Here is a 26,749-nt window from a genome sequence, read left to right as displayed (position 1 = left end):
GACGAAGTCGGGCCAAACCAGGAGCAAGACCCCTTGGTTACTTGGGGGTCTTTTCCAAGTAACTCGACGAAGTCGAAACAGGTCTGGCGTTAGCCAGAACAACAAAGCGTCACCTCAGAAAAAGGATAAGCCCGCAATATCAGCACCAAAACCGATACCGCCCTGAAAAATCACTGACCCACCCTCAACCGCCCAATCGCCGTATTCAACTCACCCGCCAAAGTAGCCAACTCACCACTGGTACTCGCCGAATCCACCGTCTGGCGCACAGTCCGCTCGGTCACATCGCGAATGCTCACCACCGCCCGATTCATCTCCTCGGCCACCTGGCTCTGCTGCTGCGCCGCCACGGCAATCTGCGTGTTGCTCTCGCGCATCTGCGCCACCGCCTCGGTAATCGCGGCCAGCGCCTGACCCGCCTCCCGCGCATGGGCCACGCAATCATCGGCCTTGATGGAACTCTCCTGCATGAAATCCACCGCATCGCGTGTACCGGCCTGCAGTGCCGAGACCATGCTGGTGATCTCGTCGGTCGAGGTCTGCACCCGCTTGGCCAGGCTGCGCACCTCATCGGCAACCACCGCAAACCCGCGTCCCATGTCACCGGCCCGCGCCGCTTCGATGGCCGCGTTCAACGCCAGCAGATTGGTCTGCTCGGCGATGCTGTGGATCACGTTGACTACGCTGTTGATCTTCTGGCTGTCCTCGGCCAGGCGCTGGATCATCCCGGCGGTCTGTTGCACACCGCTGGACAGCCCGGCGATGGACACCTGCACCCGGTCCACCACATCCTTGCCGCTGCCTGCCAGCGCGTCGGCGCTTTGTGATTGATCGCGGGTGGCGCTGGCGTGCTGGGCGATGTGGTAGACGGTGGCGGTCATTTCGTTGATGGCCGTGGCGACTTGGTCGGTCTCGCTCTGCTGGCCGAGCATGCCTTCGCGCACGTCGCTCATGCCCGAGGCCAGATGCACCGCGCCCTGATCCAACCGCGCCGCCGATTGCGCCACTGTGCCAACCACCCGCTGATAACCGGCCTGCATGGCGTTGAAGGCCTTGGCCATCTGCCCGACTTCATCGTCACCGGCCAGCGGCACGCGGGCGCAGAGGTCGCCGCTGTGTTCGACGTGCAGCATGACGTCCTTGAGGGTGTTGAGGTGGGTGAGCAGAAAGCGGATCAGCAGTTGCGAAGCGCCGAGCATCGCCAGCATCAGCACCAACACGGCCAATGCGTACTGGCCCATGTGTTCGGTCAGCACCTGCTCGAAGGAGGGCGCAGTGGCAGGTGCAGGAACCTTGGGCAGCGGCTGCGCGGTGGGCCAGGAAGCCAGCCATTGCTGATGATGCTGCGCGGCGAGCCGGGCATCTTCGGCGCGGCTGTGCTGCTCCAGGTTCACGGCGTACAGCACCAGCAGCAGGGTGGTGAAAAAGGCGACGGCGTTCACCGCCCAGAATTTGTATTTCAGCGAGAGGTTGCTCAGCCAGCGGCTCATGGGGAAGCTCTTCGGTGATTGCACGGGATAAGGCAAGGTGCCAGTAGTGTGTGCAATCGAGCGAAGTCAGACGTTGATCTGGGTCAACTCGCGAGAGGGATCAAGCGACGATGGCGTTCTCGGGATCGCTCCCGCGGGCAAGCCCGGCTGCTACGGTGCGCAGTTCGATTATCCGTAGCAGCACGGCTTGCCGGCGGGCGCGTGCTCAAGACCGCAGTGTTACTCAAGCCATGTTGTCAAACCACCGGCAACCCGAAAAACGCCCGCGCGCAGGCGGTGGTGTGGGCGGCGACGTCTTCTGCGGTTTCGCCGCGATGCAATGCCACTTCACGCAGCACCTCGGGCAGGTAGGCCGGTTCATTGCGTCCGTTCTTCGGCTTGGGTCGCAGGCTGCGCGGCAGCAGGTACGGCGCATCGCTTTCCAGCATCAGGCGCCCGCGCGGGATTTCCCGCACCAGCGGATGCAGATGGGTGCCGCGGCGCTCGTCGCAGATCCAGCCGGTGATGCCGATGTGCAGGTCCATGTCCAGGTAGCTGAACAGCGCGCGTTTATCCCCGGTGAAGCAATGCACCACGGCGGCGGGCAGCTGGTCGCGGTAATCGCGCAGGATCGCCAGCAGCCGCTCGTCGGCTTCGCGTTCGTGGAGAAACACCGGCATCTTCAGCGCGACGGCCAGCGCGAGCTGCGCTTCGAAGGCTTTTTCCTGCTGCGGACGTGGAGAAAAATCGCGGTTGAAATCCAGCCCGCATTCGCCCACGGCACACACCTGATTTTCTTTGAGCAAGGCATGCAACTGTTTCTCGGTTTCGCTTGTCCAAGCGCTCGCCGAATGGGGGTGCACCCCGGCGGTGCTGAACAATCGCTGGCCACTTTCATCCAGTTGGCGGCACATCTGCAGGGCCTGCTCACTCCCCTCGACATCGGTGCCGGTGAGGATCAACTGACCCACGCCAGCGGCGTAGGCGCGGTCCAGAACTTCCCGTTCCTTCGAGGCGAAGCTTGAGTTGGTCAGATTGACGCCGATGTCGATTAATTGCATGGTTTCACCCTTGGCCGAAGGCCTCGAAGAATACCAGAGCGTTTGAAGCGATAAAAAACAAGCAGGCTCAACTGCTTAAGAATTATTAGATCCTTGTGACGGTGCGGGCGGCATGTGCTGGTCGCGCCCAGGTGACTGCCCGTCACAGACTTCAAGTCCGTTTTTTCGGCATTTTTCCGGAGCCTCCATGATCCGAGTCCCTGTGATCTCGTTGCTGTGCCTGTTGCTGGCGCCGACCTTTGTCGATGCCGCGCAGCATCTGGCCGGGCCGCCCGTGGTGATCAAGAAATCCCAGGTGCGGGATCTGTCCGCGATCCGCAGCAGCAAAGTGCTGCGGGTGCTGGTCAACCAGAGCCGCAACAGCTCCGGCGAAGTGCAGGGCGAGCCGATTGGCGTCGAATACCGCCGCCTGCAAGCCTTCGAGAAATACCTCAACGGCCACGCCCGCGACGGGCAGAAAGTCTCCCTCAAGCTGATTCCCAAGGCCAAGGACCAATTGCTGGCGGCGCTGCAGCGCGGCGAAGGCGATCTGGTCGCGCCCGGCGAATTGCTCGATGCCAGTGCCGCCCGCTACGTCGATGCCACGCAACCGGTGGTCAGCCATGTGCCGCTGGTGCTGGTGGGCGTGCGCGGCGAGCGCAGTTTCAAGCGCGCCGAGCAACTGTCCGGGCGCACGGTGATGCTGGCCACCGGCAGCGCCGCCGACCAGGCCATCGTGCAGCTCAATCAAAAGCTGGCGCTGCGCAAGTTGCCGCCGGTGAAGATCGAATGGGTCGATCCGAGCCTGGCCGTGGAAGACGTGCTGGAAATGGTCCAGGCCGGGATCTATCACCTGACGGTGGTCGAGCAGCCGATTGCCGAGCGCTGGGCCAGGGTGATGCCCAAGCTGCGCGTCGACCGCTCGCTGGCGCTGAGCGATCCGGGGGACATGAACTGGTTCGTGCGCAAGGACGCGGTGATGCTGCATGCCACGGTCGACCGTTTCCTGGAGACCTGGCAGGCGCCGGCCAATCAGGACAGCGCATTCCAGAAGGCCTACAAGGATCTCTACCGCGTGCACTATCCGCTGGCCCGGGAAGACCGCCAGCGTCTGGAAAAACTGCGCCCGACCCTGCAACGCCACGCCGACGCACAGAAGATGGACTGGCTGGACCTGGCCGCCTTGGCGTTCAAGGAATCGCAGCTCAACCCCGGCGCACGTGGCGGCAGCGGCGCGACCGGGCTGTTGCAGATCACCCCGGCGGCGGCCCAGCGGGTCGGCGTGGGCAACATCCATGACGTGGACGGTAACGTGCAGGCGGCCAGCAAGTACCTGGCGATGATCCGCCGCAAGTTCTTCTCAAGCCCCCGAATCAACGAGCGCGAGCGCATGGCCTTCACATTGGCGGCCTACAACCTGGGCCCGGAGCGTGTGCAAGCGATGCGCACCCAGGCCAAGCGTCAGGGCTTGAACCCCAATCAGTGGTTCTTTCAGGTCGAGCGCGTGGCCATGGCGCAGGTGGGCATGAGCGTGGTGAGCTACGTTAATAGTGTGAATAAATACTATCTGGCGTATGACCAGGAGCGCAGTTCGCTGGAGAGTCCTTCACAACGCAAAGTGGCTTCCAGAGACTGATCGATAGATTCGATGTTTATGGTGGGATTTTTGTGATTTTCATATTCGATGATTCGATTATGATGGCGCCACTTCTTCTTACCAAATGGAATTAAACGCCATGAACGCTCAAATCAAATCGCTCTTCAACACCCGCGCTGGCTACGGCATCGCCATTCTGCGCATCCTCGTCGGCATCATCTTCATGGCCCACGGCAGCCAGAAACTGTTCGGCATGTTCGGCGGCTACGGCCTGGAAGGCACCGGCCAGTACATGGCCAGCCTGGGCCTCAATCCCGGTTACCTGATGGCGTTGCTGTCGGGCAGTGCGGAATTCTTCGGTGGCCTGGCGCTGTTTCTGGGCCTGCTGGTACGCCCTGCGGCGGTGGTGCTGATCGTGATGCTGGTGGTGGCGATTCTCTCGGTGCACATCCACAACGGTCTGTTCATGGCCAACAACGGTTACGAGTTCGGCCTGGCCCTGCTGGGCGCGGCGATCGCGGTGCTGTTCGAAGGGGCAGGGCGGGTGTCGCTGGATCGGCTGATTGCCGGGAAATGATCCAGGCCTGAACCTTACGTAGCAGCACGGCTTGCCGGCGGGGCGGTATGTCAGTCACTGAAAGGTCGACTGGTACACCGCCCCGCCGGCAAGCCGTGCTGCTACGGGGGACTGTGTCGTTTATAAAAGCGGGTTTTGCCTACACATCGAATTGACAATTCCCACACGGCTTCTCTAGGATGCCGCTCATGCGCCGATTTAAACAGCTACTTGCGGGGCGCCGGGTGTCGTGATCAACGGCATCGAAATACCGCTAAAGCGCTGGTTCGGTGTTGCCTCTCACCTGCCCGGCGGAACAACGAGGCAGAGAATCACCAGCATGAGCAATCACTCAAACCCGCGCCCCCTCATTCGCCTGGCCCCTCTGGCCGGTCAGTTCAATCGTCGCAATCCGAAAATCCTGTTGAGCGGCTCCCATCAGCCGACGCTGTTGCGTTATCTGGATGGCCGGCCACGTCGTCAGCATGGCCCCCATGCCTTTCTCATCAAATTCATCGAAGCCGATGCATCGCTGCAAGGTTTTGCCAACGACCAGTTCGACCTGGCCGTTGTTCAAGCACCCAGCGCCGAAAACGCCGAGGCGGTCATTGGCCACCTCACGCGCATCGCCAGGCAAGGCCTGATCACTCGCCGCTGATTCAACGCCGCGGGGGGTGCAGGTGCACATCCGGATGGGTCAGCTTGTGCTTCGCGCGGACCTCACAGGCGTGCCGACAGTTGGCGATGATGCGGCTGCGCAGCGACCAGTCGGTGTTGATGATGTAGAAGTTCTGGATATAGCTGTTCGCATCCACCGACTCGAACCACTGATCCACTTTTTCGCTCAAGTCCGACGGCGCATGGAAGGGCAGTGAGTACTTGGCGCACTGGACTGCGTGTAGAGCGTGATCGGGCTTCATTTCGCCAGCTATCCGATCGACAAACGTCTTCAGCGTATTGGTGTTGAACAGGTTTTTTCCCGGCCAGCGCTGGTTGACCCCGTCCCAGAAATCCAGCGACGCATAGTCATGGTTGTAGGCGACGACGACGTTTTGGCCGGGATGGTCCTGCCAGATTCGCTCCAGCGTCAGACCACGCAGGGCGTGGGGCAGTAAACGTGAGCCGAGGCGGTCGAGAATCATCAATTGCAGTTCTTCGTGGGCCGCCTGGGTGAATGTGTCGAACCGATGAAAGTCCAGAATGACGATTTCCCTGGCGGCCTCGCCGCTGCGCTCCAGCTCCTCGTAGTACTCGTTGACGCGCTGCAGGATATCGACAGCGACGGTACGGCCCGAGGATGTCAGGTGATAGAGCTGAAAGCGGCGGGGGCTGCCTTCGGGGTGAGAGGCGTGAAAGGCGACGCGCAGGTCGAGCACTCGAATGCCCTGGCGCAGTTGTTCCAGCGGTGCCACGTCTTGAGCATATTCCTGAGGCACGCCCAGATTGGGGGATTGTTTGTCGCTGCCGGCGTTGTGGCTGCCGGGCAGTATCAACTCGTCGATACGCAGCGATTCGAGTTGCGGGGTGCGCGCCATCCAGGCGAAGTGAAGCGGGAGATTATGCTGATCGGTCGTGGTCATCGCGTCAGTCCTTGACGGGGTGGGTGGGCTGCACGAAGGCAGCCGCAGAAGAGTCCTCCCGGCACGTTACTCACCCGGTGCCGCAGGTCAACCGTGATGCCTGGACTCGACTGTTACACCATGTTGGAAGGCGCTGAGCCAAGGCCTCTCAGCGCACCATCAACACCACGCGGCCACGCACCGGATCGTCGTCCAGGTGATGGTGGGCCTTGCCGAACTGCTCGAAGGGCCAGGTGCGATGAATGTCCGGCTTGAGCTGCCCTTTGATGGTCAGCTCGTTGATCGTTTCCAGCGCCCGCTTCATCGCCTCGGCGTCCTGCTCGATGCCCAGTTCCGGCTTGCCGGTGAAGTTCTCCAGGCAGTGCACGAAGAAACGCATGTTCTTGCGAAAGGCCTGCATCGCCGGGAACGGCGTGGTGTTGCCGCCGCGCAGGCCGTAAAGCACCAGGCTGCCGCGCGGGGCCAGTACGTCGCCCAGGCGCGACATGTGCATGCCGCCGTAACCGTCGAACACCGCCTCGATGCCTTTGCCTTTGGTCAGCGCCTCGATGCGCAGGCAGATGTCGTCTTCCTCGGTCACGATCACTCGCTCGGCGCCGTTGGCCAGCAGGTATTCGCGGTCTTCGGCGTGTTGGGTGGCGGCGATGACCCGCAGGCCCAGCGCCTTGCCCAGTTGTACGAAAGCGATACCGGGGCTGTAGGCCGCGTCCGTGACCAGTACCGTCTGCCCTGCCTGAACCCGCGCCAGGTCGACGAAGGCGAAATAGGCCAGCAGCATCGGCGTGTAGTGAACGCTGGCCTCGACCGGCGTCAGCGCTTCGGGGTAGCGGGTCAGGGCGTTGCGCGGCACCAGCACGTGGTCGCCGCAGACCGGGTAGTCGTTGGCGCTCATGGCCTTGAAGCTGGCCACCTTGTCGCCCACTTGCAGGTCGGTCACTTCGCTGCCCACGGCCTCGACGATACCGGCCATTTCGCTGCCGATCCCGGCGGGCAGTTGCACTTTGGCGTTGGCCAGATTCTGACGCCACAACACATCGTCCCAGCTGATGCCGATGGCCTGGGCACGAACCAGCACTTCCTGTGGACCGGGCAAACGGTCAGGCTGCTCCTCGCAACTGAGCACATCGGCTTTGCCGAAGCGATGAAATTTGATGGCGCGGGACATTTCCAACCTCGACTCATGTGATTAACGATGAGATGACTCTACGGGGCAGGGGCCTGGCGGACCATTTCTGTCTGTCGATACCCGACATGCCTGCCATCAATTGATGCGCGCGGAACTCTCCGCCCGCGGGGGCAGCAAACCCTGCGCGCAACGCTTATGATCGCGGGCGCAACCTTTATCCATTCTTCGAAACGCAGAGATTGACCATGTCGTGTGATGCTCGCTTCAAACAGGTGTGCGCGCAGTTGGGGTATGACTTCGATGGCGAGATCAAGATCGGTGGCAACTATGTGCCGCTGGTGCGGCACGAGGACCAGCTCTACATCAGCGGGCAGATTCCGCGGGTCGGCGACACGGTTGTGGTGACGGGAAGGGCCGGCGGCGACGTGACGCTGGAGTCGGCGCAACTGGGGGCGAAAATCAGCGCCCTGCGAGCCATTGCCCTGTTGCAGCGCAGTGTCGGCAGTTTGGACAACATCGCCCGGGTATTACGCATGACGATGTTCGTGCAGTGCACCGACAGCTTCACCCAACACAGCGAAGTGGCCGATGGTGCGTCCGAGGTGCTGTTCTTCGTGTTCGGTGAAGCGGGGGCGCATACGCGCAGTTCGGTCGGGGTTTATCAGTTGCCGAAGAATGCGACGGTGGAGATGGATCTGATTGCGGTAGCGGCCAAATAAGGACCTCTGTAGGAGCGAATTCATTCGCGAATCGCCGGTACAGCCGATACATCTCTATCAGTTTGAGATTTTCGCGAATGAATTCGCTCCTACAGGGATCAGCGTTGCGATGGCCTATTTCCCCCACGCCGCCAACACGCTCTCCACGAAGTGCCGCACCTTGGGCAACCGATAGCGATCCTGGGCGTACATCAACCACATCGCACGGCTCGGTGGGCGGTAGGCCTGCAGAAGCGGAATCAGCTTGCCCGCCTGCAAGTCCTCGCTGACCAGCACATCAGGCAACATCGCAATCCCCATCCCGGCCAGCGCGGCCTGGCGCAACGCCGGTGAGCTGTTGACGATCATCGAGCCGGACACCGGGATTTCGATCACGCCCTCGGGGCCGGTGAGCTTCCACAGCTTGTCGGCGGCGCGCCAGTCGTCCCCGGCCGGGTAGGCGAACGCCAGGCAATTGTGATCGCGCAGATCTTCCGCGCTAAGCGGCGTGCCGTGGCGCTCCAGATACGCACGCGCGGCGCAGATGGTCAGGGTGTAATCCCGCAGCGGCCGGGCGATCAGCGCCGAGTTTTCCGGCATGCCCAGACGAATCGCTGCGTCGAAGCCGTGCTCGATCAGGTCCATCAACTGGTTGCTCAGCACCACTTCGACCTTGATCTGCGGGTACTGCTCCATGAAGTCCTTGAGCATCGGCGACAGCCGCTCGGCGCCGAAGGCCGGCGGCGCCGTGACCCGCAAGGTGCCGCTGGGCAGGGTCTGAATGTGTTCGGCCATGCGCTCGGAGTCGTTGACCAGCGCCAGCACATCCAGGCAGCGGCGATAGTACTGCATGCCGAATTCCGTCAGGTTCTGGCGACGGGTCGTACGCTGCAACAGGCTGACGCCCAGCCTTTGCTCAAGGGCCTTGAGGTGATTGCCGACCATGGTCGTCGACATTTCGCACTGGCGAGCGGCTGCGGTCATGCTGCCGCTTTCCACCACTCGCACGAACACGGTCATCGCCTGGAACACGTCCATTAACCACTCCAGCTTTAAAGTCACTCAAGAAAGTCGATCTTTATACAGCATTACGGGCTAACGATACTGGCGTCACCCACTGTGATGGAGCTATCGAGATGACCGCCGCCTGCCTGATGAACACCTACAAACCGCTGCCCCTGAGTTTTGTCAGAGGCGAAGGCGCGCGACTCTGGGACGAGAGCGGCCGCCAGTATCTGGATGCCATGGCCGGCGTGGCCGTGACCAACGTCGGGCACAGCCACCCGAGGATCGTGCAGGCGATCAGCGAACAGGCCAGCCTGCTCTTGCACACCTCCAATCATTACCGGATCGACTGGCAGCAGCGCCTGGCCGCGAAGCTCACCCGGCTGGCGGGGCTGGAGCAGGTGTTTTTCAACAACTCCGGGGCCGAGGCCAACGAAACCGCGCTCAAGCTGGCACGCTTGCATGGCTGGGCCAGGGGCGTCGAGCAGCCGCTGGTGGTGGTCATGGAAAACGCCTTCCATGGCCGCACGCTGGGCACCCTGTCAGCCAGTGACAACGGCGCGGTGCGCCTGGGTTATCAGCCGCTGTCGGGTGAATTCGTCAAAGTGCCGTTCGGCGATATCGAGGCGCTACGTGAGGTGAGCCGGACCTATGGCGAGCGGATCGTCGCGGTGATGCTGGAGCCGATTCAAGGGGAGGGCGGTGTGATGTTGCCGCCCGCCGGGTATCTGAAGGCGATTCGCGCCCATTGCAGCAATCATGGCTGGCTGATGATCCTCGATGAGATCCAGACCGGCATCGGCCGCACCGGGCATTGGTTTGCGTTTCAGCATGAGGGCATCGTGCCGGATGTGATCACGCTGGCCAAGGCGCTGGGCAATGGCATTCCCATTGGTGCGTGTCTGGCTTCGGCGGCGGTGGCGCGGCTGTTTACGCCGGGCAGCCATGGCAGCACGTTTGGCGGTAATCCGTTGGCCTGTCGGGTGGGCTGTACGGTGCTGGATATCGTCGAGCAGCAGGATTTGTTGGCCAATGCCGCTGCGCAGGGGGAGCGGCTGTTGGCGGGGTTGCGTCAGGCGCTGGCCGGGCATGTGGATGTGGTTGAGGTGCGCGGGTTGGGGCTGATGATTGGTATCGAGCTTGCCCGTCCTGTTCGTGATCTGGCGTGGGTGGTGGCGCAGGAGTATGGGGTGTTGATCAATGTGACGCGGGGGCAGACGATTCGGTTGTTGCCGCCGTTGGTGATTGATGAGGTTGATGTGGGGCGGATTGTCAGTGCTTTGGCCGGGGGCTTGGGGGTTCAAGATCAAGATCAAGATCAAGATCAAGAGCGCTCTTCCTAACGTCAGATCTGTTTCGACTTCGTCGAGTTACTTGGAAAAGCCCCAAGTAACCAAGGGCTTTTGCTCCTGGTTTGGGTCCGACTGCGTCGGACTTCCTTCATTCCGGTCTCGCTCCGTGGGCCCGGCGCGAATGGGCCATCCATGGCCCCGCGCCTCGCGCGGCATCCTGCCGCTTGGCCCACTCCGCGAGACCTCCATTCAGCCTGCACCCAAGTCGCGTTTTGTGTCGTCTGAGCCATCGCGCATGAAGATCAACGGCAACGGCAACGGCGGGATGCGATCTGCTTTTGATTCTGGCCGGAGGCCGTAGGAGTAAGCTTGCTCGCGATCTGGCGCGAAGCGGCAGCAAACCCTGTGCACGCGGTGTATCTGACACGGCCAGGTCGCTTGGTTGTACTGCAGACCGCCGGCAAGCCGGCCTGCTACGGCCATTAACGCGCTTTCCCGCGTCGATCCCAGTAGAATCCCGTCTCTGAAAGCGGGTTTTCTTGAGGTTGCACAGGTGGAATTACAGCAGGGCTTCGTCCTGACCCGGCATTGGCGCGATACCGAGGCGGGGACGCAGGTCGAATTCTGGTTAGCGACGGACAGCGGACCGCGTCGGGTGCGTTTGCCGTTGCAGACGTCGGTGGCCTTTATTCCTGCGCTGCATCGCGAGCGGGCCGAGGCGGTGTTGCGCAAGGAAAGCAATGTCCAGCTCAAGCCGCTTGAGTTGTGTGATTTCCGCCATCGGCCGGTGCTGGGGCTTTATACCGGCCTGCATCGGCAATTGATGAACCTGGAGAAAGAACTGCGTCGGGCCAGTGTCGATGTCTACGAAGCCGACGTGCGCCCGCCCGAGCGCTATCTTATGGAGCGTTTCATCACCGCGCCGGTGCAGTTTGGCGGGACTCTGGATGCAGACGGGCTGCTGGTGGATGCGCAGATGAAGCCGGCGCCGGACTATCGGCCGCGGCTGAGACTGGTCTCGCTGGATATCGAAACCACCGAGCGCGGTGAGTTGTATTCCATCGCGCTGGAAGGCTGTGGCGAGCGGCAGGTGTACATGCTCGGGCCGGCCAATGGCGACGCTTCGCAAGTGGACTTCACGTTCGACTACTGCGACAGCCGCGAAGCCTTGCTCGAAAGCCTGAATGCCTGGATGGCCCGTCACGACCCTGATGCGATCATCGGCTGGAACCTGGTGCAGTTCGACCTGCGCGTGCTGCACGAGCACTCCCGGCGCCTGAACGTGCCGCTGCGGCTGGGGCGTGACGGCGAGGCGATGGGTTGGCGGGAACATGGGGCGGGCAACAATCACTTCTTTGCCTCGGCCGCCGGGCGGTTGATCATCGATGGCATCGAGGGGCTGCGCTCGGCGACCTGGAGTTTCCCGTCGTTCAACCTGGAAAACGTCGCGCAAACGTTGTTGGGCGAAGGCAAGGCCATCGACACCCCGTACCAGCGCATGGACGAAATCAACCGCATGTTCGCCGAGGACAAGCCGGCGCTGGCCCGCTACAACCTCAAGGACTGCGAGCTGGTCACGCGGATTTTCGAGAGGACCGAACTGCTCACCTTCCTGCTCGAGCGCGCCACGGTCACGGGGTTGCCAGCCGATCGCAGTGGCGGTTCGGTGGCGGCGTTCGAGCACCTGTACATGCCGCTGATGCACCGCCAGGGCTTCGTTGCGCCGAATCTGGGCGAGCGCATGCCCGAGGCCAGCCCCGGCGGATTCGTCATGGATTCGCGGCCCGGCCTCTACGAGTCGGTGCTGGTGCTGGACTACAAGAGCCTGTACCCGTCGATCATCCGCAGTTTCCTGATCGACCCGGTGGGGCTGATCGAAGGCCTCAAACACCCGGATGACCGCGATTCGGTGGAGGGCTTTCGCGGTGCGCGCTTTTCCCGCACCCGACACTGCCTGCCGTCCATCGTCGCCCGTGTCGCCGAGGGCCGCGAGGCCGCCAAGCGCGAGCGCAACGCGCCGCTGTCCCAGGCGCTGAAAATCATCATGAATGCCTTCTATGGCGTGCTCGGTTCCAGCGGTTGCCGCTTCTTCGACACGCGTCTGGCGTCGTCGATCACGATGCGCGGGCACCAGATCATGCGCCAGACCCGCCAGCTCATCGAAGCTCAGGGTTTCGAGGTGATTTACGGCGACACCGACTCCACCTTCGTCTGGCTCAAGCGCCCTCACGGCCAGGAAGAAGCGGCGCAAATCGGCAGGGATCTGGTCAAGGGTGTCAACGACTGGTGGCGCGAGCATCTGCAGAACGAGTTCGGCCTGCAAAGCGCGTTGGAGCTGCAGTTCGAGACCCACTTCAAGCGCTTTTTGATGCCCACCATTCGGGGAGCGGAGGAGGGCAGCAAGAAGCGCTATGCGGGCCTGGTCACCCGCTCCAATGGCGAAGACGAGATGGTCTACAAGGGCCTGGAAAGCGTGCGGACCGACTGGTCACCGCTGGCCCAGGTCTTCCAGCAGGAGCTTTACCTGCGCATATTCCAGCGCCGCCCTTATCAGGATTACGTGCGCGACTACGTGCGCCGCACCCTGGCGGGCGAGCTGGACGATCAGCTCATCTACCGTAAACGCCTGCGCCGGGCGCTGGACGATTACGAACGCAACGTCCCGCCTCATGTACGCGCCGCACGGATCGCCGATGACTACAACCGTCAGCAGGGCCGCCCGCTGCAATACCAGAACCGTGGCTGGATCAGCTACGTCATCACCGTGGCCGGCCCTGAACCCCTGGAAGCCCGCAGCGCGCCCATCGATTACGACCACTACCTCACCCGCCAACTGCAACCGGTCGCCGACGCGATCCTGCCGTTCGTGGACGATGATTTCGCGACGCTGATCGGTGGGCAGATGGGGTTGTTCTGAGGGGGCGGACCCGCACTATCGCCACCGGTAATAGTGAGTATCAAACATCAAAAGTTCTGTTCTTGCGGCATAACTGGAAAATGGCAGGCATTCAAAGCCACTGCCCCGATCCGGCAGGCCGTCCACAGGATATCGCCCATGCGCCTTCTGACCCTTCCCGCCATCGCCGCTGCCCTTTTTCTCGCCGGTTGCGCCTCCGCGCCCAACGAGCCGACGTTGACCCTGGAAACCAGCAAGAGCCCCGAGCAGTACGCCGCCTGTGTGGTGCCCAAACTGCAGAATCGCGATCTGACCCCTGTGCTGTCGCAGGTGCAGCGCCATTACAAGATCGTGATGTCGAGCTCGGTGGCGGCAGACAACGTGATCGAGGCTTACAAGGCCAACAGCGGCGGCAAGGTGTTCGTCTACGAGCGCAGCCTGCTTGGCTCGGGCGTGGGGAAAGTCGCCAAAGAGTGCGCTTGATCACTGACGGGGCAGGCCAGATGCACCTGCCCCGTGTTTTTACTCAAGGCAGGCTGATCTGGTATTCGGCCAGCTTGCTGCGCTGTTCTTCTTCGACGTACTTCTTGTCGACGATTTTCGCGAACTGCACGAAGTCGGCGCGGGCGTCTTCCCGGTCCTTGAGGTTGTCGTAGGCCACGCCACGGGCGTAATAGGCCCAGGCAAAATCCCGCTGACGCTGAAGGCCCGTGCTGAAGGATTCGGCGGCTTCGCGGTACATCCCCAGATCATTCAACGCCAGGCCCAGGTGGTAGTAGGTCGGCATGTTGAAACCATTGCCCTTGCCCGCTTCGCCCAGGTTGTTGTCCAGGTTGTACTGCACCAGCGACAGTGCCTTCTTCGGGTTGCCCGCCTTGCGGTACAGGTAGCTCAGGTCGAGGTTCTCTCGTGGGGTGGGTTTGATCGACAACTGCATCGACTTTTCCTTGGCCACGATGGCTTCCGGATAACGCTTGAGGTTGCCGTAGGCGTCGGCCTGCACCAGGTAGATCAGGCTTTGCATCGCCGGCGTCAGGGTGTTTTTCTCAAGGCACTGATCGCCTTCCTGCAACACCAGCGGGTAGTTGCTGGCCTTGGAGGCCTGAAGCTGTGCGCGGCAGTGAGCCAGGTTGGGGTCGACCGGTTTCTGCAGGCCGGCGCAACCGGTCAGAAGTGCCGAGCAGGCGAGCAGGGCAGTGAAGCGAGCGTTCATGAAAAACATCCTTGTCAGTCCAGCAGGTGAGCGTTGAGGTCAGGGCGATACACCTGCAGCAGCGGCGCCGTCACAGTGCCTTGCAGCGAGCAGAACACCGTGGTGTGGCCGGCCAGCTGTGGGGTGGTGTCGCGGTCATCGACGGTCAGCACCCGGTCGACGAAACCGAATGGCGTCGCGACCCCGGGGCCGGTCAGACCTTCGGTGCGCCACTGGCTGATCGGGTCGCCAATCCGACGCATCTCGGCGCGGCTGAAGGTCTTGCCCTCTTGCGCGAAGCGGCTGTTGTCGACGATCAGCGGTTTGAGTTTCGCCGCTACCTCAGTGGCAGTGCCATCGGCTACGAAGCCCCAGAACAGGAAATTGCCGGTGTCCCTGATGGTCTGCGCCTGATTGTAATAGCCCACCACGCGCACGCCGTTGATCATCAACGGGTTCTCGAACGCCTGGTAGTTGCCGCCTTCCTGCAGCGGGTTCATCACGGTCGGCGCCTTGACCTTGCCGTAATCGCCCAGGCGAACGGTCCCCGCAGGCAAGCGCGCATCGCGCAGGCTTTCGAAGAAGCTCGCGTCGCAGCGGGAAAACTCGCTGAACAGTTGTTCGGGGGTGGTGACGGGTTGAGCGTGGGCGGTACAGGCGACGGCCAGAAGACCTGCGCCGAAAAGCAGAGGGCGGAGCATGTGAATCATCCGTGACGGGGAAAAGAAGGGTATCGGCGGGTGGGGGGAAGGCTTTAGGTCGCGGGCTGCGATTAAGTCAGGATCAATGCTGATAAAGCTTGAACTCTCTGTCGATCCAGACCACATGAAAGATCCGGCCTTGCTTGTATCCCACCATGGCCACTTTTTCGAAAGCACGGAAGGCCAATAGTCGCACGTCGTCGGTAACGAAAGAGGGGACGCCGACTTTCAGGCTTCCAGGCGCAATGGTTTCGGTACCGTAGCCGTGTTTGTGTGCCTGGCGAAGGGTTCTCCAGGGGAGTTGCCCCAGGATGCGAAGGCGATCCAGCATCTTGGACCGTTCCGCGCTTTCACAATCCTGAATGCACCAGCCACTCTGCAGATATTCGAATGAAAAGACAGGAGGTCGTGCTTCCGATGTGTCCACTTCAGTGGGCGCTTGTCTGGCTTTTATCAGGCCATTGCCAGCAGCATCCCTGCGTTTGGGCTTTGCCATTTCAATTCACCAGATGGTCTCTGAAGTACTGCGCCATTTCGTCGTTGGGAATCGGCCGGCTGTACGAGCCTTCGAGGTAGTTGTTCTTCCATGGATCTTCGCCATGGGTGAGCTGGCGAAGTTTCCACGCCGAGAACTGGCCATAGACCTCGAAGACATCATCGAGCAGTTTGCGCTGTTCCCGGTCGAGCACCGACGGGTCGTAATCGGCCGGCGCGGGAATCGCCCCCGAGCCATACCGGCTGAAACGATGGTACAGGGTGGAGACCACCGGGCCGTGCATCCAGGCTTCGACGGGCTCGTCGAACAGGGGTTGGTCTCGCAGTGCCAGGCTGAAGCCCTGAGCGTAATACACCAGTTTTTGCAGCCGCAGGTTGGAGATTTCGCCCTCGTGCCCTTCGAGCGTCAAAAAGTAATTCGCGATATCAAGGCTATTTGGCATGCACGCAACTCCCTGGAATGATGGCGCGAGTCCATTCGCATCTTCTGCTGATCAATGAGGCGCAAGTCTGATCATGTCAGCCTCAGGCGTCAAAGGGGGTCAGGCCGCCGCGATAGCCGGGAATGTGTCGCATGGATTGTCAGATTTTTCGCAAACACACCTGTTTACGGCATCGAAAAATATTTTCGGCGCACTGGAATAAACCTCCCCCCCAAACGTTCTACCTTCACTGCCAGCGTCAATCGACGCCTCGCAGCGGGAGCCTGGGCGGTTTCCGGCATTTGCTCCCCCAATCAAGAACAACACCAAGGAGTTCACCATGCTGAAGAAAATCCTCCTCACCAGCGCCGTTGCCCTGACCTGCGTGTCGAGCCTGGCGTTCGCCGCTGCGCCTGCCATGACCGGCAGTAAAGGCGTGCTGACCGATCACAAGGGCATGACCCTGTACACCTTCGACAAGGACAGCGGCGGCAAGTCGATGTGCAACGGCGACTGCGCCACCAACTGGCCGCCGCTGATGGCAGGCGCCGATGCCAAGGATGAGGGCGGCTATACCGTCGTGACCCGAGACGACGGCAGCAAGCAATGGGCGTACAAGGGCAAGCCGCTGTACACCTGGGTCAAGGACAAGGCGCCTGGCGACACCACAGGTGATGGCGTCAAGGATGTCTGGCACGTCGTCAAACCGTAACGCAAGCCTTCTGCCGAGCGCCCTGACCGCAGGAATCATGCTGCGGATCAGGGCGTTTTTCGTTGGGGCGGAAAAGCAAGCGCTTGCGTGAATCGTTTCAGCTGGTCTAGAGTGTTACAAATCAAGTCCGCAGAGCCGCCCGAACATGAGGTGGTTCGCTAAAAACAAGAACAAGAAACCTCGGAGATTTGCATGAACAGCCTGTCTGCTCTGCCGCCGCGTTTTTTTTCTGCGCGTACCGACGCTCAATCGCCATTCCAGGGTGCTCGCCCATGAGCGCCGCTCTCGCCCCTGATACCCAATCCCCCCTGCCTGTGCTGGAAATGTCCGGTATTTCCAAGACCTTCAACGGCCTGCGCGTGCTCAAGAATGTCGCGCTGAAAGTCTTTGCCGGTGAAGTCCACGCCCTGATGGGCGAAAACGGCGCGGGCAAATCGACGCTGATGAAAATCCTGTCCGGCGCCTATCAGGCCGATCCCGGCGGCCGCATTCAGATCGACGGTCAGCCGCTGACGGCGTTCGACCCGCTGAGTGCCAAAGCGCACGGCATCGCGGTGATTTATCAGGAATTGAGCCTGTGCCCGAACCTGAGCGTGGCCGAGAACATCTATCTGGGCCGTGAGCTCAAGCACGGCTTTGGCATCGACCGAAGGGCCATGGAGCGGGGCTGCGTCGAGGTGTTGGCCCGGCTGGGCGCCGATTTCAAACCCTCGACCAAGGTCAGCGTGCTGTCGATCGCCGAGCGGCAACTGGTGGAAATCGCCCGGGCGCTGCATGCCAACGCGAAGATTCTGGTGATGGACGAGCCGACCACGCCGCTGTCGTCCCGCGAGACCGACCGGCTGTTTGCGCTGATCAAGCAGCTGCGCGATCAGGGCCTGGCGATCATCTACATCAGTCATCGCATGGCGGAAATCTACGAGTTGTCGGACCGCGTCTCGGTGCTGCGCGACGGCGAATACGTGGGCATGCTGCAGCGCGAGGGGCTGTCGGCCGAAACGCTGGTGAAAATGATGGTGGGGCGCGATCTGTCCGGTTTCTACAAGAAGGAACACGCGCCCTACAACCCCGGCGATGTGGTGATGCGGGTGCGCGACATGGCCGATGGCAAGCGGGTGAAGCCCTGCAGTTTTGATCTGCACGCAGGCGAAGTGCTGGGCATCGCCGGGCTGGTGGGCGCAGGGCGCACCGAGCTGGCGCGGCTGATTTTCGCCGCCGACCCGCGCACTTCGGGCACGCTGGAAGTGGCCGGCAAAGCGCTTCGCGATCTGCGCAACCCCACCGATGCGATCAACGCAGGCGTGGTGTATCTCACCGAAGACCGCAAGGCCCAGGGCCTGTTTCTGGACATGAGCGTGCGCGACAACATCAACGTCTGCGCCTGCGTGCCCGACGCCCATGCCGGTGGCGTGCTCGATCGCGGGCGTGGCGCGCAGCGGGCTGTCGAGGCGATCCGTTCGCTGTCGATTCGCGTGGCCTCGAGCAACGTCAACGTCGGTGCGCTGTCTGGCGGCAATCAGCAGAAGGTTCTGCTGGCACGGTTGCTGGAGGTCAAACCCCATGTGCTGATCCTCGACGAGCCGACGCGCGGCGTGGACATCGGCTCGAAATCCGAGATCTACCGGATCATCAACGAACTTGCCAAGGCGGGGGTGGGGATTGTAGTGATCTCAAGCGAGCTGCCGGAAATCATCGGCACCTGTGATCGCGTGCTGGTCATGCGCGAGGGGCAGTTGGTGGCCGAGGTGGGCGGGGCGTCGGGGCAGGACATCTCCCAAGAGCGGATCATCGATCTGGCCACCGGGGGAGAGCAGGTCACGCCGCCGGATATTCACCCTGAATTTCAATAACAACAAAGGAGGCCAGCCATGAGCCTGACCCTGGAAAACTCGCCCAGCGTGGCCGCCATCAGCAAGCGCGAACGCGCCCGCGAACTGATGCGCACCTTAGGGATGCTGCCCGTTCTGCTGTTGCTGCTGGTGGGCTTTGCCCTGATGACCGACAGCTTCATGACCTGGCAGAACCTGTCGATCATCACCCAGCAGGCGTCGGTGAACGTGGTGCTCGCTGCGGGCATGACCTTCGTGATTCTCACTGCCGGTATCGATTTGTCGGTGGGTGCGATTCTGGCGGCGTCGGCGGTGGTGGCGTTGCAGGTTTCACTGTCGCCGCAGTTCGGCATGCTGGGGATGGTGGCGGGGGTCGGTTTCGGCCTGTTGTTGGGGCTGGTCAACGGCGGGCTGATCGCCTTCATGCGTCTGCCGCCGTTCATCGTCACCTTGGGTGCGCTGACCGCCATGCGCGGGCTGGCCCGTTTGTTGGCCGATGACAAAACCGTGTTCAACCCCGATCTGCCATTCGCCTTTATCGGCAACGATTCGCTGCTGGGCGTGCCCTGGCTGGTGATCATTGCGGTGGCGGTGATTGCGATTTCCTGGTTCATCCTGCGCCGCACCGTGATGGGCGTGCAGATCTATTCGGTGGGCGGCAACCCTGAAGCCGCGCGGCTGTCCGGAATCAAGGTGTGGAAGGTGCTGCTGTTCGTCTATGCGCTGTCCGGCGCGCTGGCAGGCCTGGGCGCGGTGATGAGTGCGTCACGGCTGTTCGCCGCCAACGGCCTGCAGCTGGGGCAGTCCTACGAGCTGGACGCCATCGCCGCGGTGATCCTGGGCGGCACCAGTTTCACCGGCGGCGTGGGCACCATCGGCGGCACGCTGATCGGTGCGCTGATCATCGCGGTGCTGACCAACGGCCTGGTGTTGCTGGGCGTTTCCGATATCTGGCAATACATCATCAAGGGCATCGTCATCATCGGCGCGGTGGCACTGGATCGTTATCGCCAGTCGGGCGCGCGGACGTGAGGCGGTAGGGTGCAACCCTTGAGATCGCCGTACGCAATATTGAATTTGGCCTCTGACTCGTCACGGCTTGCCGGCGGGAGCGATCTCGAGGGAGTCCCGCCAGCAAGCTGTGCGGCTACGAGTTGGACCACATGCATTTCGACAACAATCACAAGAGAGAAAACATGAACTTCAAACGCAAATTTCCTGCTGTCGTTTCCCTGTGTCTGGCCGCGTTGCTGGCCCAGGGCGTGGAGGCCCGCGAGCTGAAATCGGTGGGTATCACCCTGGGTTCGCTGGGCAATCCGTACTTCGTCACCCTGGCCGATGGCGCCAAGGCCAAGGCCCAGGAGATCAACCCCAACGTCAAGGTCACCTCGGTGTCGGCCGACTACGACCTGAGCAAGCAGTTCTCGCAGATCGACAACTTCATCGCCGCCGGTGTCGACTTGATCCTGATCAACGCCGTGGACCCCAACGCCATCGCCTCGGCCGTGATGAAAGCGCAGAAGGCCGGGATCAAGGTGGTGGCGGTCGACGTCAACGCCGCCAAGGTCGATGCCACGGTGCAGACCGACAACGTCGAGGCCGGCAAGCTGGCCTGCCAGTTCATCGTCGACAAGCTCTCGGGCAAGGGCAATGTGATCATCGAGAACGGTCCGCAAGTCACCGCCGTGACCGATCGGGTCACCGGCTGCAAAGCGGCTTTCGCCGCCGCACCCGACATCAAGATCCTGTCCGACGACCAGGACGCCAAGGGCTCGCGCGATGGCGGCCTGAACGCCATGCAGGGTTACCTGACGCGTTTCCCGAAAATCGACGGCCTGTTCGCGATCAATGACCCCCAAGCCATCGGCAGCGACCTGGCGGCCAAACAGCTCAAGCGCAGCGGCATCATCATTACCTCGGTGGACGGTGCGCCTGACATCGAGCACGCGCTCAAGTCCGACACGCAGATTCAGGCATCCGCCAGCCAGGACCCGTGGGCCATGGCCCAGCAGGCGGTGGTGATCGGCAATGACCTGCTCAACGACAAGAAACCCGCCGAGGCAATCACCCAGCTCACGCCCAAGCTGATCACCCGCGACAACGTCGGCTCGTACAGCGGCTGGTCGAGCAAGCACTAAGGGTCAGGGAGAACGTTCGTGGTCAAGATGGAGGACGTGGCGCGGCGGGCGCGGGTGTCGACGTCGACGGTGTCCCATGTGCTCAACGGCACACGCAAGGTCAGCCCGCAGACGCTGGAAGCGGTGCAGCAGGCGGTCAGGGAACTGGGGTACATCCCCAACACCCTGGCCCGCTCGCTGGCCCGTTCGCGAACCAACACCATTGGCGTGGCGATTTCGGCGCTGTCCAACCACTACTTCAGCGAGACCGTGCACGCCATCGAAACCGAGTGCGCGCGCCACGGCATCATGATGCTGTTCGTCGACACCCATGACGATCCCGCGCAGGAGTTGCGGGTGGTCGAGGCGCTGCATCATCGGCGCGTGGACGGCATTCTGCTGGCGCCGTCCAGTGATCCCCGCCAGGCGGCGTTGGCCTATCTGCAGGCCAACGCCATCCCCACGGTGCTGGTCGACCGGCTGGCGCCACAGGGTTTCGATCAGGTCGGCGTGGAGAACCGCCAGTCGACCCGCGAGCTGGTGGCGCATCTGATTGGCCACGGCCACCGACGCATCGGCATGATCGCCGGGCATCGCGGCTTGAGCACCACCGAGGAGCGCATCGAAGGCTATCGGCTGGCGTTGCAGGAGGCCGGTATCGCCTTCGATGAGGCGCTGCTGGTCAACGGCGAATCCAACAGTGAATCGGCCCGCCGTGCTGCCTCGGCTCTGCTGGCCTTGGCCACGCCGCCGAGCGCGATCATGGCGGCCAACAACCTGATGACCATCGGCGCCATGCATGCGTTGCGCGACGCCCACATTGCGGTGCCCGAGCAGATGGCGCTGGTCGGGTTCGATGATTTCGACTGGGCGGATTTCTTCCAGCCGCGCTTGAGCGTCATCGCCCAGCCGGTGCAGGCACTGGGCGAGCGAGCGGTGCAGCTGCTGTTGCAGCGCATCGATAATCCAGACGGCGTCAGGCAATCAGAACGTTTGCCGGCGAGTCTGAAGATTCGCAATTCATGCGGATGCCACTGAGCATCCGCGCAGACAGGAATGGAACGTAGATGAGTCAAGCTGTCTCGCTGGGCATCGATCTGGGCACTTCGGAGCTCAAAGCCATTCTGCTGGACGCCAGCGGCGCCTTACTCGCCCAGGCGGGTGCGCGGCTTACCGTGACACGCCGGCAGCCGGGCTGGTCGGAGCAGCATCCCGAAGACTGGTGGCAGGCCTGCCTGACCGCGCTGGCTGCTTTGCGAGAAAACGATCCGCAGGCTTGGGCGCGAATGACCTGCGTAGGGCTGTCCGGGCAGATGCACGGCGCGGTGTTGCTCGATGCCGAGAACCGCGTGCTGTACCCGGCGGTGCTGTGGGACGACTCGCGGGCGGTGGCCGAGGCCGATCGCTTGAACCAGGATTTTCCGGACTATGCCCAGGTGACTGGCAGCCTGGCGATGGCCGGGCTGACGGCGCCAAAACTGCTGTGGTTGCAGCAGCATGAGGCGGACGTGTTCGCGCGGATCGATTGCGTGCTGTCGCCCAAGGATTACCTGCGTTGGCGCATGACCGGCGAGCGGGTCAGCGACATGTCGGATGCGGCCGGAACGCTGTGGCTGGATGTCGCCCGGCGGCGGTGGTTCGAGCCGATGCTGCACGCCTGTGGACTGACCCTCAAGCAGATGCCTGCGTTGTTGGAGGCCGATCAGCTGTCGGGGCGTCTTCATGGCGAAGCATCGCAGATGCTGGGTTTGCCGAGCGGGCTTCCGGTGGCGGCGGGCGGAGGCGACAATCCGGTCTCGGCAGTCGGGATTGCTGCGGTCAAGGCAGGCGATGCGTTCGTCACGCTCGGTACCAGTGCAGCGATCGTGGCGATCACCGATCACGCGGCAGGCAACCCGCCAAGCGCCGTGCACAGCTTCTGCCACGCGTTACCGCGGCGCTGGTACACCATGGGCGCCATGCTCGCCGGGGCCAGCTGCCTGCGCTGGGCCACGCGCGTGCTGGGCCAGCCCGACGAGCAGACGCTGCTAGACCAGATTCAAGGCGAGCTGCCCATCGGGCAACCGGTGGCGCTGACCCACCCGTTGTTTTTGCCGTACCTGGCCGGCGAGCGCACGCCGCACAACGATCCGCAGCTGCGCGGCGGCTTCATGAATCTGGGGCATGACAGCACCCCTGCGCAATTGGGCTACGCGGTGCTCGAAGGCGTGGGCTTCGGCCTCTTGGACGCGATGAACGCGGCGCTGTCCGCCGGTGCCTCGGTCAATGCCTGTGCGCTGGTCGGCGGCGGGGCGCGCAGTGAATACTGGGCGCAGCTTTTGGCCAACATTCTCGATCGCGAGGTCTACACCCTGCACGGCAGCGAGTTGAGCGCCTGCATTGGTGCGGCGAAGCTGGGCTTTATGGCCATCGGACAACGTGTGGACGTACAAGCCGGATTGCTGGTCAAAGCGCGTTATCGGCCCGATGCCAGAGCTCAGCCTGCGCTGAAGCTGCGGTATGAGAAGTTTCGTGGGTTGCTGCCTGCGGCACAGGGTTTGCGCGGCTGAATGCCCATCAGCTGTGGTATTGATCACGATAGTGCCCAGGCGTGATACCGACATGTTGTTTGAAGGTCGTGGTGAAGTGCGATTGCGAACTGAATCCGCATTCCTGAGAGATGTGCGACAGACTCATGCAGCTCTCCGCGAGCAGATGTTCAGCCTTTCTCAGTCGCCTTTCCTGAATGAATACATGCGGCGACTGCCCGGTGCGGGCCTTGAATGTCCTGATGAAATGGAAGTGGCTTTGAGCAGCGGCACTGGCCAGTTCGCGGACATGAATCGCGGTCGTCAGCTTCTGCTCTACGTGCCGGGAGACTTTCAAGTAACGGGTATCGGACAGGCGCAGGCATTCGGGCTGGAACTCAAGTCTGAAGTGCCGAGGATTTTTCGTCTTCAGCATCATGGCCAGAATGAAACGGGTCATGGCAGGGCAGTGAAACCCGTTCCTTATCAGGCTGGCGCTGGTTGTCAAACCCTTGCCGATTTTATGCGCCAGGCGGGTGGCGATCGGGCCGAAGTCGGCTTCGGGTCCGTAATGGCAAAGAATATTTTCCAGGCTCTGCGGATCCAGCGCCAGCGTTTCCACTAATGAGGCGAAGAAGTAATCGTCCGTCATGATTTCCAGAAACGTATTCGCGTCGCTCCAACTGATCTGCTGTGCGCCATCGCGCCCGCGCAGAATGACGCTTGTTCCGTGTTGAATATTGATTTCTTTGGTGGAACCCGGATCGGTCAGCGCCAGACGTCCGTTTCCGCTCAGAAAAATCAACACCGTCAGGCGGCCTTCCTGAGACTGATAACGCTGGCAAGTCGCGGTCTCCAGCAGTCGAGCGCTGACCACGGCATACAGCTGACGCGAGAGCGGCAGGGAGCGAGTCGATGACGAGCGGCTCATATGAGGCTGGGGTGCTTGGGCATGTGATACGTCCGGTTGGCAGTTCAAAGACTGCGGATTGTTCTTGTAGTGGTTTGATCACGACTGCACATTGACGCGATGCTCGTGCTGCTCGCGAACGTCGCGTTAGCCTGGCTCATCTCGTAGGCGGGCCGTTTCGGAATCGTGCGGTTTTGCCCGTTTCATGACGATACGCTGCTGGCGTTCGAACAGACAGACCGCCCGAGGTCGTGGCGCAGCGGCCTGTCTTTGCTTCACCTGTTACGCGCTTGCATCGCGCTCAAAGACGTTCCGACGATCAGGATCGAAGCCGCCAGAAGGCCCAGGTCTTTGAGCAGGAACTGACCGGGAACCACGGATATGGCAGGGAAACCCAGGCTGGGCTCGAAGACCCCAGGCGTCGATAGCATGAAGGTCAACGTGGTCACGAACAAACCAGCCGAGAGCACTCCGCCGATGGCAGAGAACACTGGCGAGAATACTCTGGCGGCGATCATCACGCCGATGAACAGTTCCACCACGCCCAGAAAGTACGAAAACCCTTGGGTGCTCATGAAGTTGTACATCCATGAAAGCAATGGGCTCTCTCCCACGAAACCCTTGATGCCCGCTGCCTCGTACGCCGTGAACTTCATGCCGCCAAACCAGAAGTAAATAACGGCGAGGGCGACGTACAGGGCGTATAGGCCAAAACGGGTAATGACATCTCCCAGTGACGTGCCTGTTAGATGAAAGGGGTCCGAGTGTCTGGAATGTGAAACGGGCGTAGTGTCCATGGCAAGCCTCGATTGATAGTAATGGCACTGTAGATAAAGCGCTGCTTTATCTACAGTTGTTGGGAATAAAAAAGTGGAGCGTACAAAACCAGCAAATTACCTCCACAAAGGGATGATTAACATTCGTTGTCAGCGACGTTATTCGCCGGTGCAAATAACGGGGCAGGGGAGTGATCAACCCTTATTGCTGAAAACGACGTCGTTAATTGTCCGGTCACCGTGTAGCACTGGTTTATGGGCAAAGGTCCTTCCATGTTCCATGCAGGAACAGGCCCATGTTAGCTCGACGAAAAAGTGCCGGGTTACATGATCGTGCGTTTCTGCTGAAAGTTGCTCTGGCGCAGGTTCAACAGTGTTTATCGATGATCTCGAACAACTGTCGACAGGACGACACGATGTACGGTTCGGGTGCGGTGGCGACCCCCAGTAAAAGCCCCGATGAGCCTGACGAAGGGTTGGCAAACCAGGTCGACAGGGGCGAAGGTGCCATGCCGACGCTCAGCAGTTCCCGCGCGATTCTTGTGTCGGGTACGCCGTCCGGCAGCCTGAGCAACACCGCAAGGCCCGCCTTGGTCCATTTGGCGTCGCGCAAGCGCAGTTGTTCGCACAAGGCATCTCGCTGGGAGATATACAGGCGTTTGAGCCGTCGCACGCGCCGAACGTAATGCCCGTTGTGCATGAACTGCGCGGTGGCAAGTTGCAGCGGTGGTGCGGGAGCGGGGGAAAGTGTGGCTGCGATTTCGAAAAAGTTGCCAGCCAGTTCAGCGGGCACGACCACGAAGCCCAGGCGTAAGCCGGGGCTGATGGTTTTGCTGAACGAACCCAGATGAATTACCCGGTTTCCCGGATCCATTGACGCCAGGGCGGGTGCGGCACGGCCCTCCAGTTGCAGTTCGCTGAGGTAGTCGTCTTCCAGGATCCAGGCTTGGTTCGCCTCTGCCCAATCCAGCAATTGCCTGCGCCTGTTCAACGACAGAGGCACGCCCAGCGGCGCCTGCTGACCGGGGGTCACAACGGCAAGCGCCGCATCGGGTGCCGTTTCGATGGCGTGGTTGATATCAAGTCCTTCGGCATCGACTGGCACGGGAATGACATCCAGCCTGCTGAATTCCAGCCCCTTGCGAGTCAGAAAAAAACCCGGTTCCTCCATCCATGCCTTTTTGCCCTCCAGACCCAGCACCCGCAGCGTCAGGCCCAGGCCAGCACTGTAGCCGGAGGTGACGAACACCTGTTCCGGGAGACAGTGCAGGTTCCGGGCGATGGCGAGGTAGGCGGCGATCTCGCGGCGCAGCTGAATCTCGCCTCTGGGATCGGGATAGGCCGTCGATGAAAATGCGCCGGCCTTCAACAAGTTGGAGGAGCGTATCCGGGCGAAGATCTTTTCCGGCAGGCCGCCCGCAGCCGGAACGCCGATCTGGAAAATCGCCGGGCCGCTGTTCATACGCTGATAGGCATCCATGAACGCACTGGGCCCTGTCGGCTCGGGCCCGGCGATCACCGAACGAGGGCGAGGCGCAACACGCGTGCCTGCGGCGCCGAAGGACTCGATCATCTGTGAATCGGACAAGCGTTCGTAGGCTGTCTGAACCGTGCCGCGTGCGCATCCTAGGTGGGCCGCCAGATCCTGCCAGGACGGCAGGCGTGTTCCTGGCGTCAGCAGGCCAGCTTCGATCGCTTTGCCGATGCTGAGCCGGATCTGTTCGGACAGCGTCACTTTTGCGGTGCGGTCGAGCTGAATGTGCAGGTCTGGGTTCATGGTCTTGGTACACACGGATAAGGAAATTCTTGGTTCTTTTATTCGTACTATC

25 protein-coding genes and 1 pseudogene are annotated in these 26,749 nt (G+C 61.7%); 13 read left to right on the top strand and 13 right to left on the bottom strand.

Annotated elements, in window-relative coordinates; translation table 11 throughout:
• Positions 1–170 precede the first annotated feature (170 nt).
• The 3 genes and pseudogenes from AC1MEK_RS02975 to AC1MEK_RS02965 form a co-directional block, all read right to left on the bottom strand.
• A complete protein-coding gene (locus AC1MEK_RS02975; RefSeq protein ID WP_480394782.1) occupies positions 171–932 on the bottom strand; it encodes a methyl-accepting chemotaxis protein in 762 nt (253 codons plus the stop codon).
• A gap of 114 nt (positions 933–1,046) precedes the next feature.
• A pseudogene (locus AC1MEK_RS02970) lies at positions 1,047–1,199 on the bottom strand (HAMP domain-containing protein); the annotation flags it as partial.
• Between the two features lie 527 nt (positions 1,200–1,726).
• The gene (locus tag AC1MEK_RS02965) at positions 1,727–2,530 is read right to left on the bottom strand and encodes a TatD family hydrolase (RefSeq protein WP_480394760.1); all 804 of its coding nucleotides are present in this window, start codon (positions 2,528–2,530) and stop codon (positions 1,727–1,729) included.
• A gap of 187 nt (positions 2,531–2,717) precedes the next feature.
• Between AC1MEK_RS02965 and AC1MEK_RS02960 the strand changes: the two genes are divergently transcribed.
• From AC1MEK_RS02960 to AC1MEK_RS02950, 3 genes are all read left to right on the top strand, one after another.
• The gene (locus AC1MEK_RS02960; protein ID WP_480394759.1) at positions 2,718–4,145 is read left to right on the top strand and encodes an MltF family protein; all 1,428 of its coding nucleotides are present in this window, start codon (positions 2,718–2,720) and stop codon (positions 4,143–4,145) included.
• Positions 4,146–4,245: 100 nt separating this feature from the next.
• The gene (locus AC1MEK_RS02955) at positions 4,246–4,683 is read left to right on the top strand and encodes a DoxX family protein (protein ID WP_480394758.1); all 438 of its coding nucleotides are present in this window, start codon (positions 4,246–4,248) and stop codon (positions 4,681–4,683) included.
• A 319-nt stretch (positions 4,684–5,002) separates the two neighbouring features.
• A complete protein-coding gene (locus AC1MEK_RS02950; RefSeq protein WP_480394757.1) occupies positions 5,003–5,320 on the top strand; it encodes a class I SAM-dependent methyltransferase in 318 nt (105 codons plus the stop codon).
• A gap of 1 nt (position 5,321) precedes the next feature.
• On the opposite strand, the gene AC1MEK_RS02945 is transcribed toward AC1MEK_RS02950, so the two are convergent.
• Complete coding sequence (locus AC1MEK_RS02945) at positions 5,322–6,242, bottom strand: PI-PLC domain-containing protein (protein ID WP_480394756.1); 921 nt, start codon at positions 6,240–6,242, stop codon at positions 5,322–5,324.
• Between the two features lie 148 nt (positions 6,243–6,390).
• A complete protein-coding gene (locus AC1MEK_RS02940; RefSeq protein ID WP_480394755.1) occupies positions 6,391–7,407 on the bottom strand; it encodes a zinc-dependent alcohol dehydrogenase family protein in 1,017 nt (338 codons plus the stop codon).
• A 206-nt stretch (positions 7,408–7,613) separates the two neighbouring features.
• On the opposite strand from AC1MEK_RS02940, the gene AC1MEK_RS02935 reads away from it, so the two are divergent.
• Positions 7,614–8,087: a RidA family protein gene (locus AC1MEK_RS02935; protein WP_480394754.1), complete on the top strand. Its 474-nt coding sequence runs from the start codon at positions 7,614–7,616 to the stop codon at positions 8,085–8,087.
• A gap of 114 nt (positions 8,088–8,201) precedes the next feature.
• Here AC1MEK_RS02935 and AC1MEK_RS02930 read toward each other — a convergent pair whose 3' ends face one another.
• The gene (locus AC1MEK_RS02930) at positions 8,202–9,104 is read right to left on the bottom strand and encodes a LysR family transcriptional regulator (RefSeq protein ID WP_480394753.1); all 903 of its coding nucleotides are present in this window, start codon (positions 9,102–9,104) and stop codon (positions 8,202–8,204) included.
• A gap of 98 nt (positions 9,105–9,202) precedes the next feature.
• Here AC1MEK_RS02930 and AC1MEK_RS02925 point away from each other — a divergent pair, with 98 nt between their 5' ends.
• The 3 genes from AC1MEK_RS02925 (at position 9,203) to AC1MEK_RS02915 (ending at position 13,742) form a co-directional block, all read left to right on the top strand.
• On the top strand, positions 9,203–10,414 hold the full coding sequence (locus AC1MEK_RS02925) for an acetylornithine/succinylornithine family transaminase (protein WP_480394752.1): 1,212 nt from the start codon (positions 9,203–9,205) through the stop codon (positions 10,412–10,414).
• A 502-nt stretch (positions 10,415–10,916) separates the two neighbouring features.
• On the top strand, positions 10,917–13,280 hold the full coding sequence (locus tag AC1MEK_RS02920) for a DNA polymerase II (RefSeq protein WP_480394751.1): 2,364 nt from the start codon (positions 10,917–10,919) through the stop codon (positions 13,278–13,280).
• 138 nt (positions 13,281–13,418) lie between these two features.
• Entirely contained in the window at positions 13,419–13,742 is a 324-nt protein-coding gene (locus tag AC1MEK_RS02915) for a hypothetical protein (protein ID WP_480394750.1), read from the top strand.
• A gap of 43 nt (positions 13,743–13,785) precedes the next feature.
• Here the strand turns inward: AC1MEK_RS02915 and AC1MEK_RS02910 are convergent, their stop codons facing one another.
• From AC1MEK_RS02910 to AC1MEK_RS02895, 4 genes are all read right to left on the bottom strand, one after another.
• On the bottom strand, positions 13,786–14,472 hold the full coding sequence (locus AC1MEK_RS02910) for a tetratricopeptide repeat protein (protein WP_480394749.1): 687 nt from the start codon (positions 14,470–14,472) through the stop codon (positions 13,786–13,788).
• A 14-nt stretch (positions 14,473–14,486) separates the two neighbouring features.
• Positions 14,487–15,152: a hypothetical protein gene (locus tag AC1MEK_RS02905; protein ID WP_480394748.1), complete on the bottom strand. Its 666-nt coding sequence runs from the start codon at positions 15,150–15,152 to the stop codon at positions 14,487–14,489.
• Positions 15,153–15,234: 82 nt separating this feature from the next.
• Positions 15,235–15,648 (bottom strand): hypothetical protein, encoded by a 414-nt coding sequence (locus tag AC1MEK_RS02900; RefSeq protein WP_480394747.1) that lies wholly within the window; start codon positions 15,646–15,648, stop codon positions 15,235–15,237.
• Between the two features lies 1 nt (position 15,649).
• Entirely contained in the window at positions 15,650–16,090 is a 441-nt protein-coding gene (locus AC1MEK_RS02895) for a Panacea domain-containing protein (RefSeq protein WP_480394746.1), read from the bottom strand.
• Between the two features lie 319 nt (positions 16,091–16,409).
• On the opposite strand from AC1MEK_RS02895, the gene AC1MEK_RS02890 reads away from it, so the two are divergent.
• The 6 genes from AC1MEK_RS02890 to xylB all read left to right on the top strand — a co-directional run bounded on the left by AC1MEK_RS02890 (position 16,410) and on the right by xylB (position 23,276).
• Positions 16,410–16,781 (top strand): COG4315 family predicted lipoprotein, encoded by a 372-nt coding sequence (locus AC1MEK_RS02890; RefSeq protein ID WP_480394745.1) that lies wholly within the window; start codon positions 16,410–16,412, stop codon positions 16,779–16,781.
• A 272-nt stretch (positions 16,782–17,053) separates the two neighbouring features.
• Complete coding sequence (locus AC1MEK_RS02885; RefSeq protein ID WP_480394744.1) at positions 17,054–18,631, top strand: sugar ABC transporter ATP-binding protein; 1,578 nt, start codon at positions 17,054–17,056, stop codon at positions 18,629–18,631.
• Between the two features lie 18 nt (positions 18,632–18,649).
• The gene (locus AC1MEK_RS02880) at positions 18,650–19,642 is read left to right on the top strand and encodes an ABC transporter permease subunit (protein WP_480394743.1); all 993 of its coding nucleotides are present in this window, start codon (positions 18,650–18,652) and stop codon (positions 19,640–19,642) included.
• Between the two features lie 164 nt (positions 19,643–19,806).
• Positions 19,807–20,748 (top strand): ABC transporter substrate-binding protein, encoded by a 942-nt coding sequence (locus tag AC1MEK_RS02875; protein WP_480394742.1) that lies wholly within the window; start codon positions 19,807–19,809, stop codon positions 20,746–20,748.
• Positions 20,749–20,766: 18 nt separating this feature from the next.
• On the top strand, positions 20,767–21,765 hold the full coding sequence (locus tag AC1MEK_RS02870; RefSeq protein WP_480394741.1) for a LacI family DNA-binding transcriptional regulator: 999 nt from the start codon (positions 20,767–20,769) through the stop codon (positions 21,763–21,765).
• Positions 21,766–21,794: 29 nt separating this feature from the next.
• Complete coding sequence (gene xylB, locus AC1MEK_RS02865) at positions 21,795–23,276, top strand: xylulokinase (protein ID WP_480394740.1); 1,482 nt, start codon at positions 21,795–21,797, stop codon at positions 23,274–23,276.
• 7 nt (positions 23,277–23,283) lie between these two features.
• On the opposite strand, the gene AC1MEK_RS02860 is transcribed toward xylB, so the two are convergent.
• The 3 genes from AC1MEK_RS02860 to AC1MEK_RS02850 all read right to left on the bottom strand — a co-directional run bounded on the left by AC1MEK_RS02860 (position 23,284) and on the right by AC1MEK_RS02850 (position 26,697).
• On the bottom strand, positions 23,284–24,165 hold the full coding sequence (locus tag AC1MEK_RS02860; RefSeq protein ID WP_480394739.1) for a helix-turn-helix domain-containing protein: 882 nt from the start codon (positions 24,163–24,165) through the stop codon (positions 23,284–23,286).
• Positions 24,166–24,419: 254 nt separating this feature from the next.
• Positions 24,420–24,941 carry a YkgB family protein gene (locus AC1MEK_RS02855; protein ID WP_480394738.1) on the bottom strand — a complete coding sequence of 174 codons (522 nt, stop codon included), beginning with the start codon at positions 24,939–24,941 and terminating at the stop codon, positions 24,420–24,422.
• Positions 24,942–25,287: 346 nt separating this feature from the next.
• Positions 25,288–26,697 carry an aminotransferase-like domain-containing protein gene (locus AC1MEK_RS02850; protein WP_480394737.1) on the bottom strand — a complete coding sequence of 470 codons (1,410 nt, stop codon included), beginning with the start codon at positions 26,695–26,697 and terminating at the stop codon, positions 25,288–25,290.
• Between the last annotated feature and the right edge of the window lie 52 nt (positions 26,698–26,749).

Source organism: Pseudomonas sp. 2 (assembly GCF_056627435.1).
Note: the sequence above shows the minus strand (reverse complement) of the source record. Positions and strands in the feature narration are given on the sequence as shown.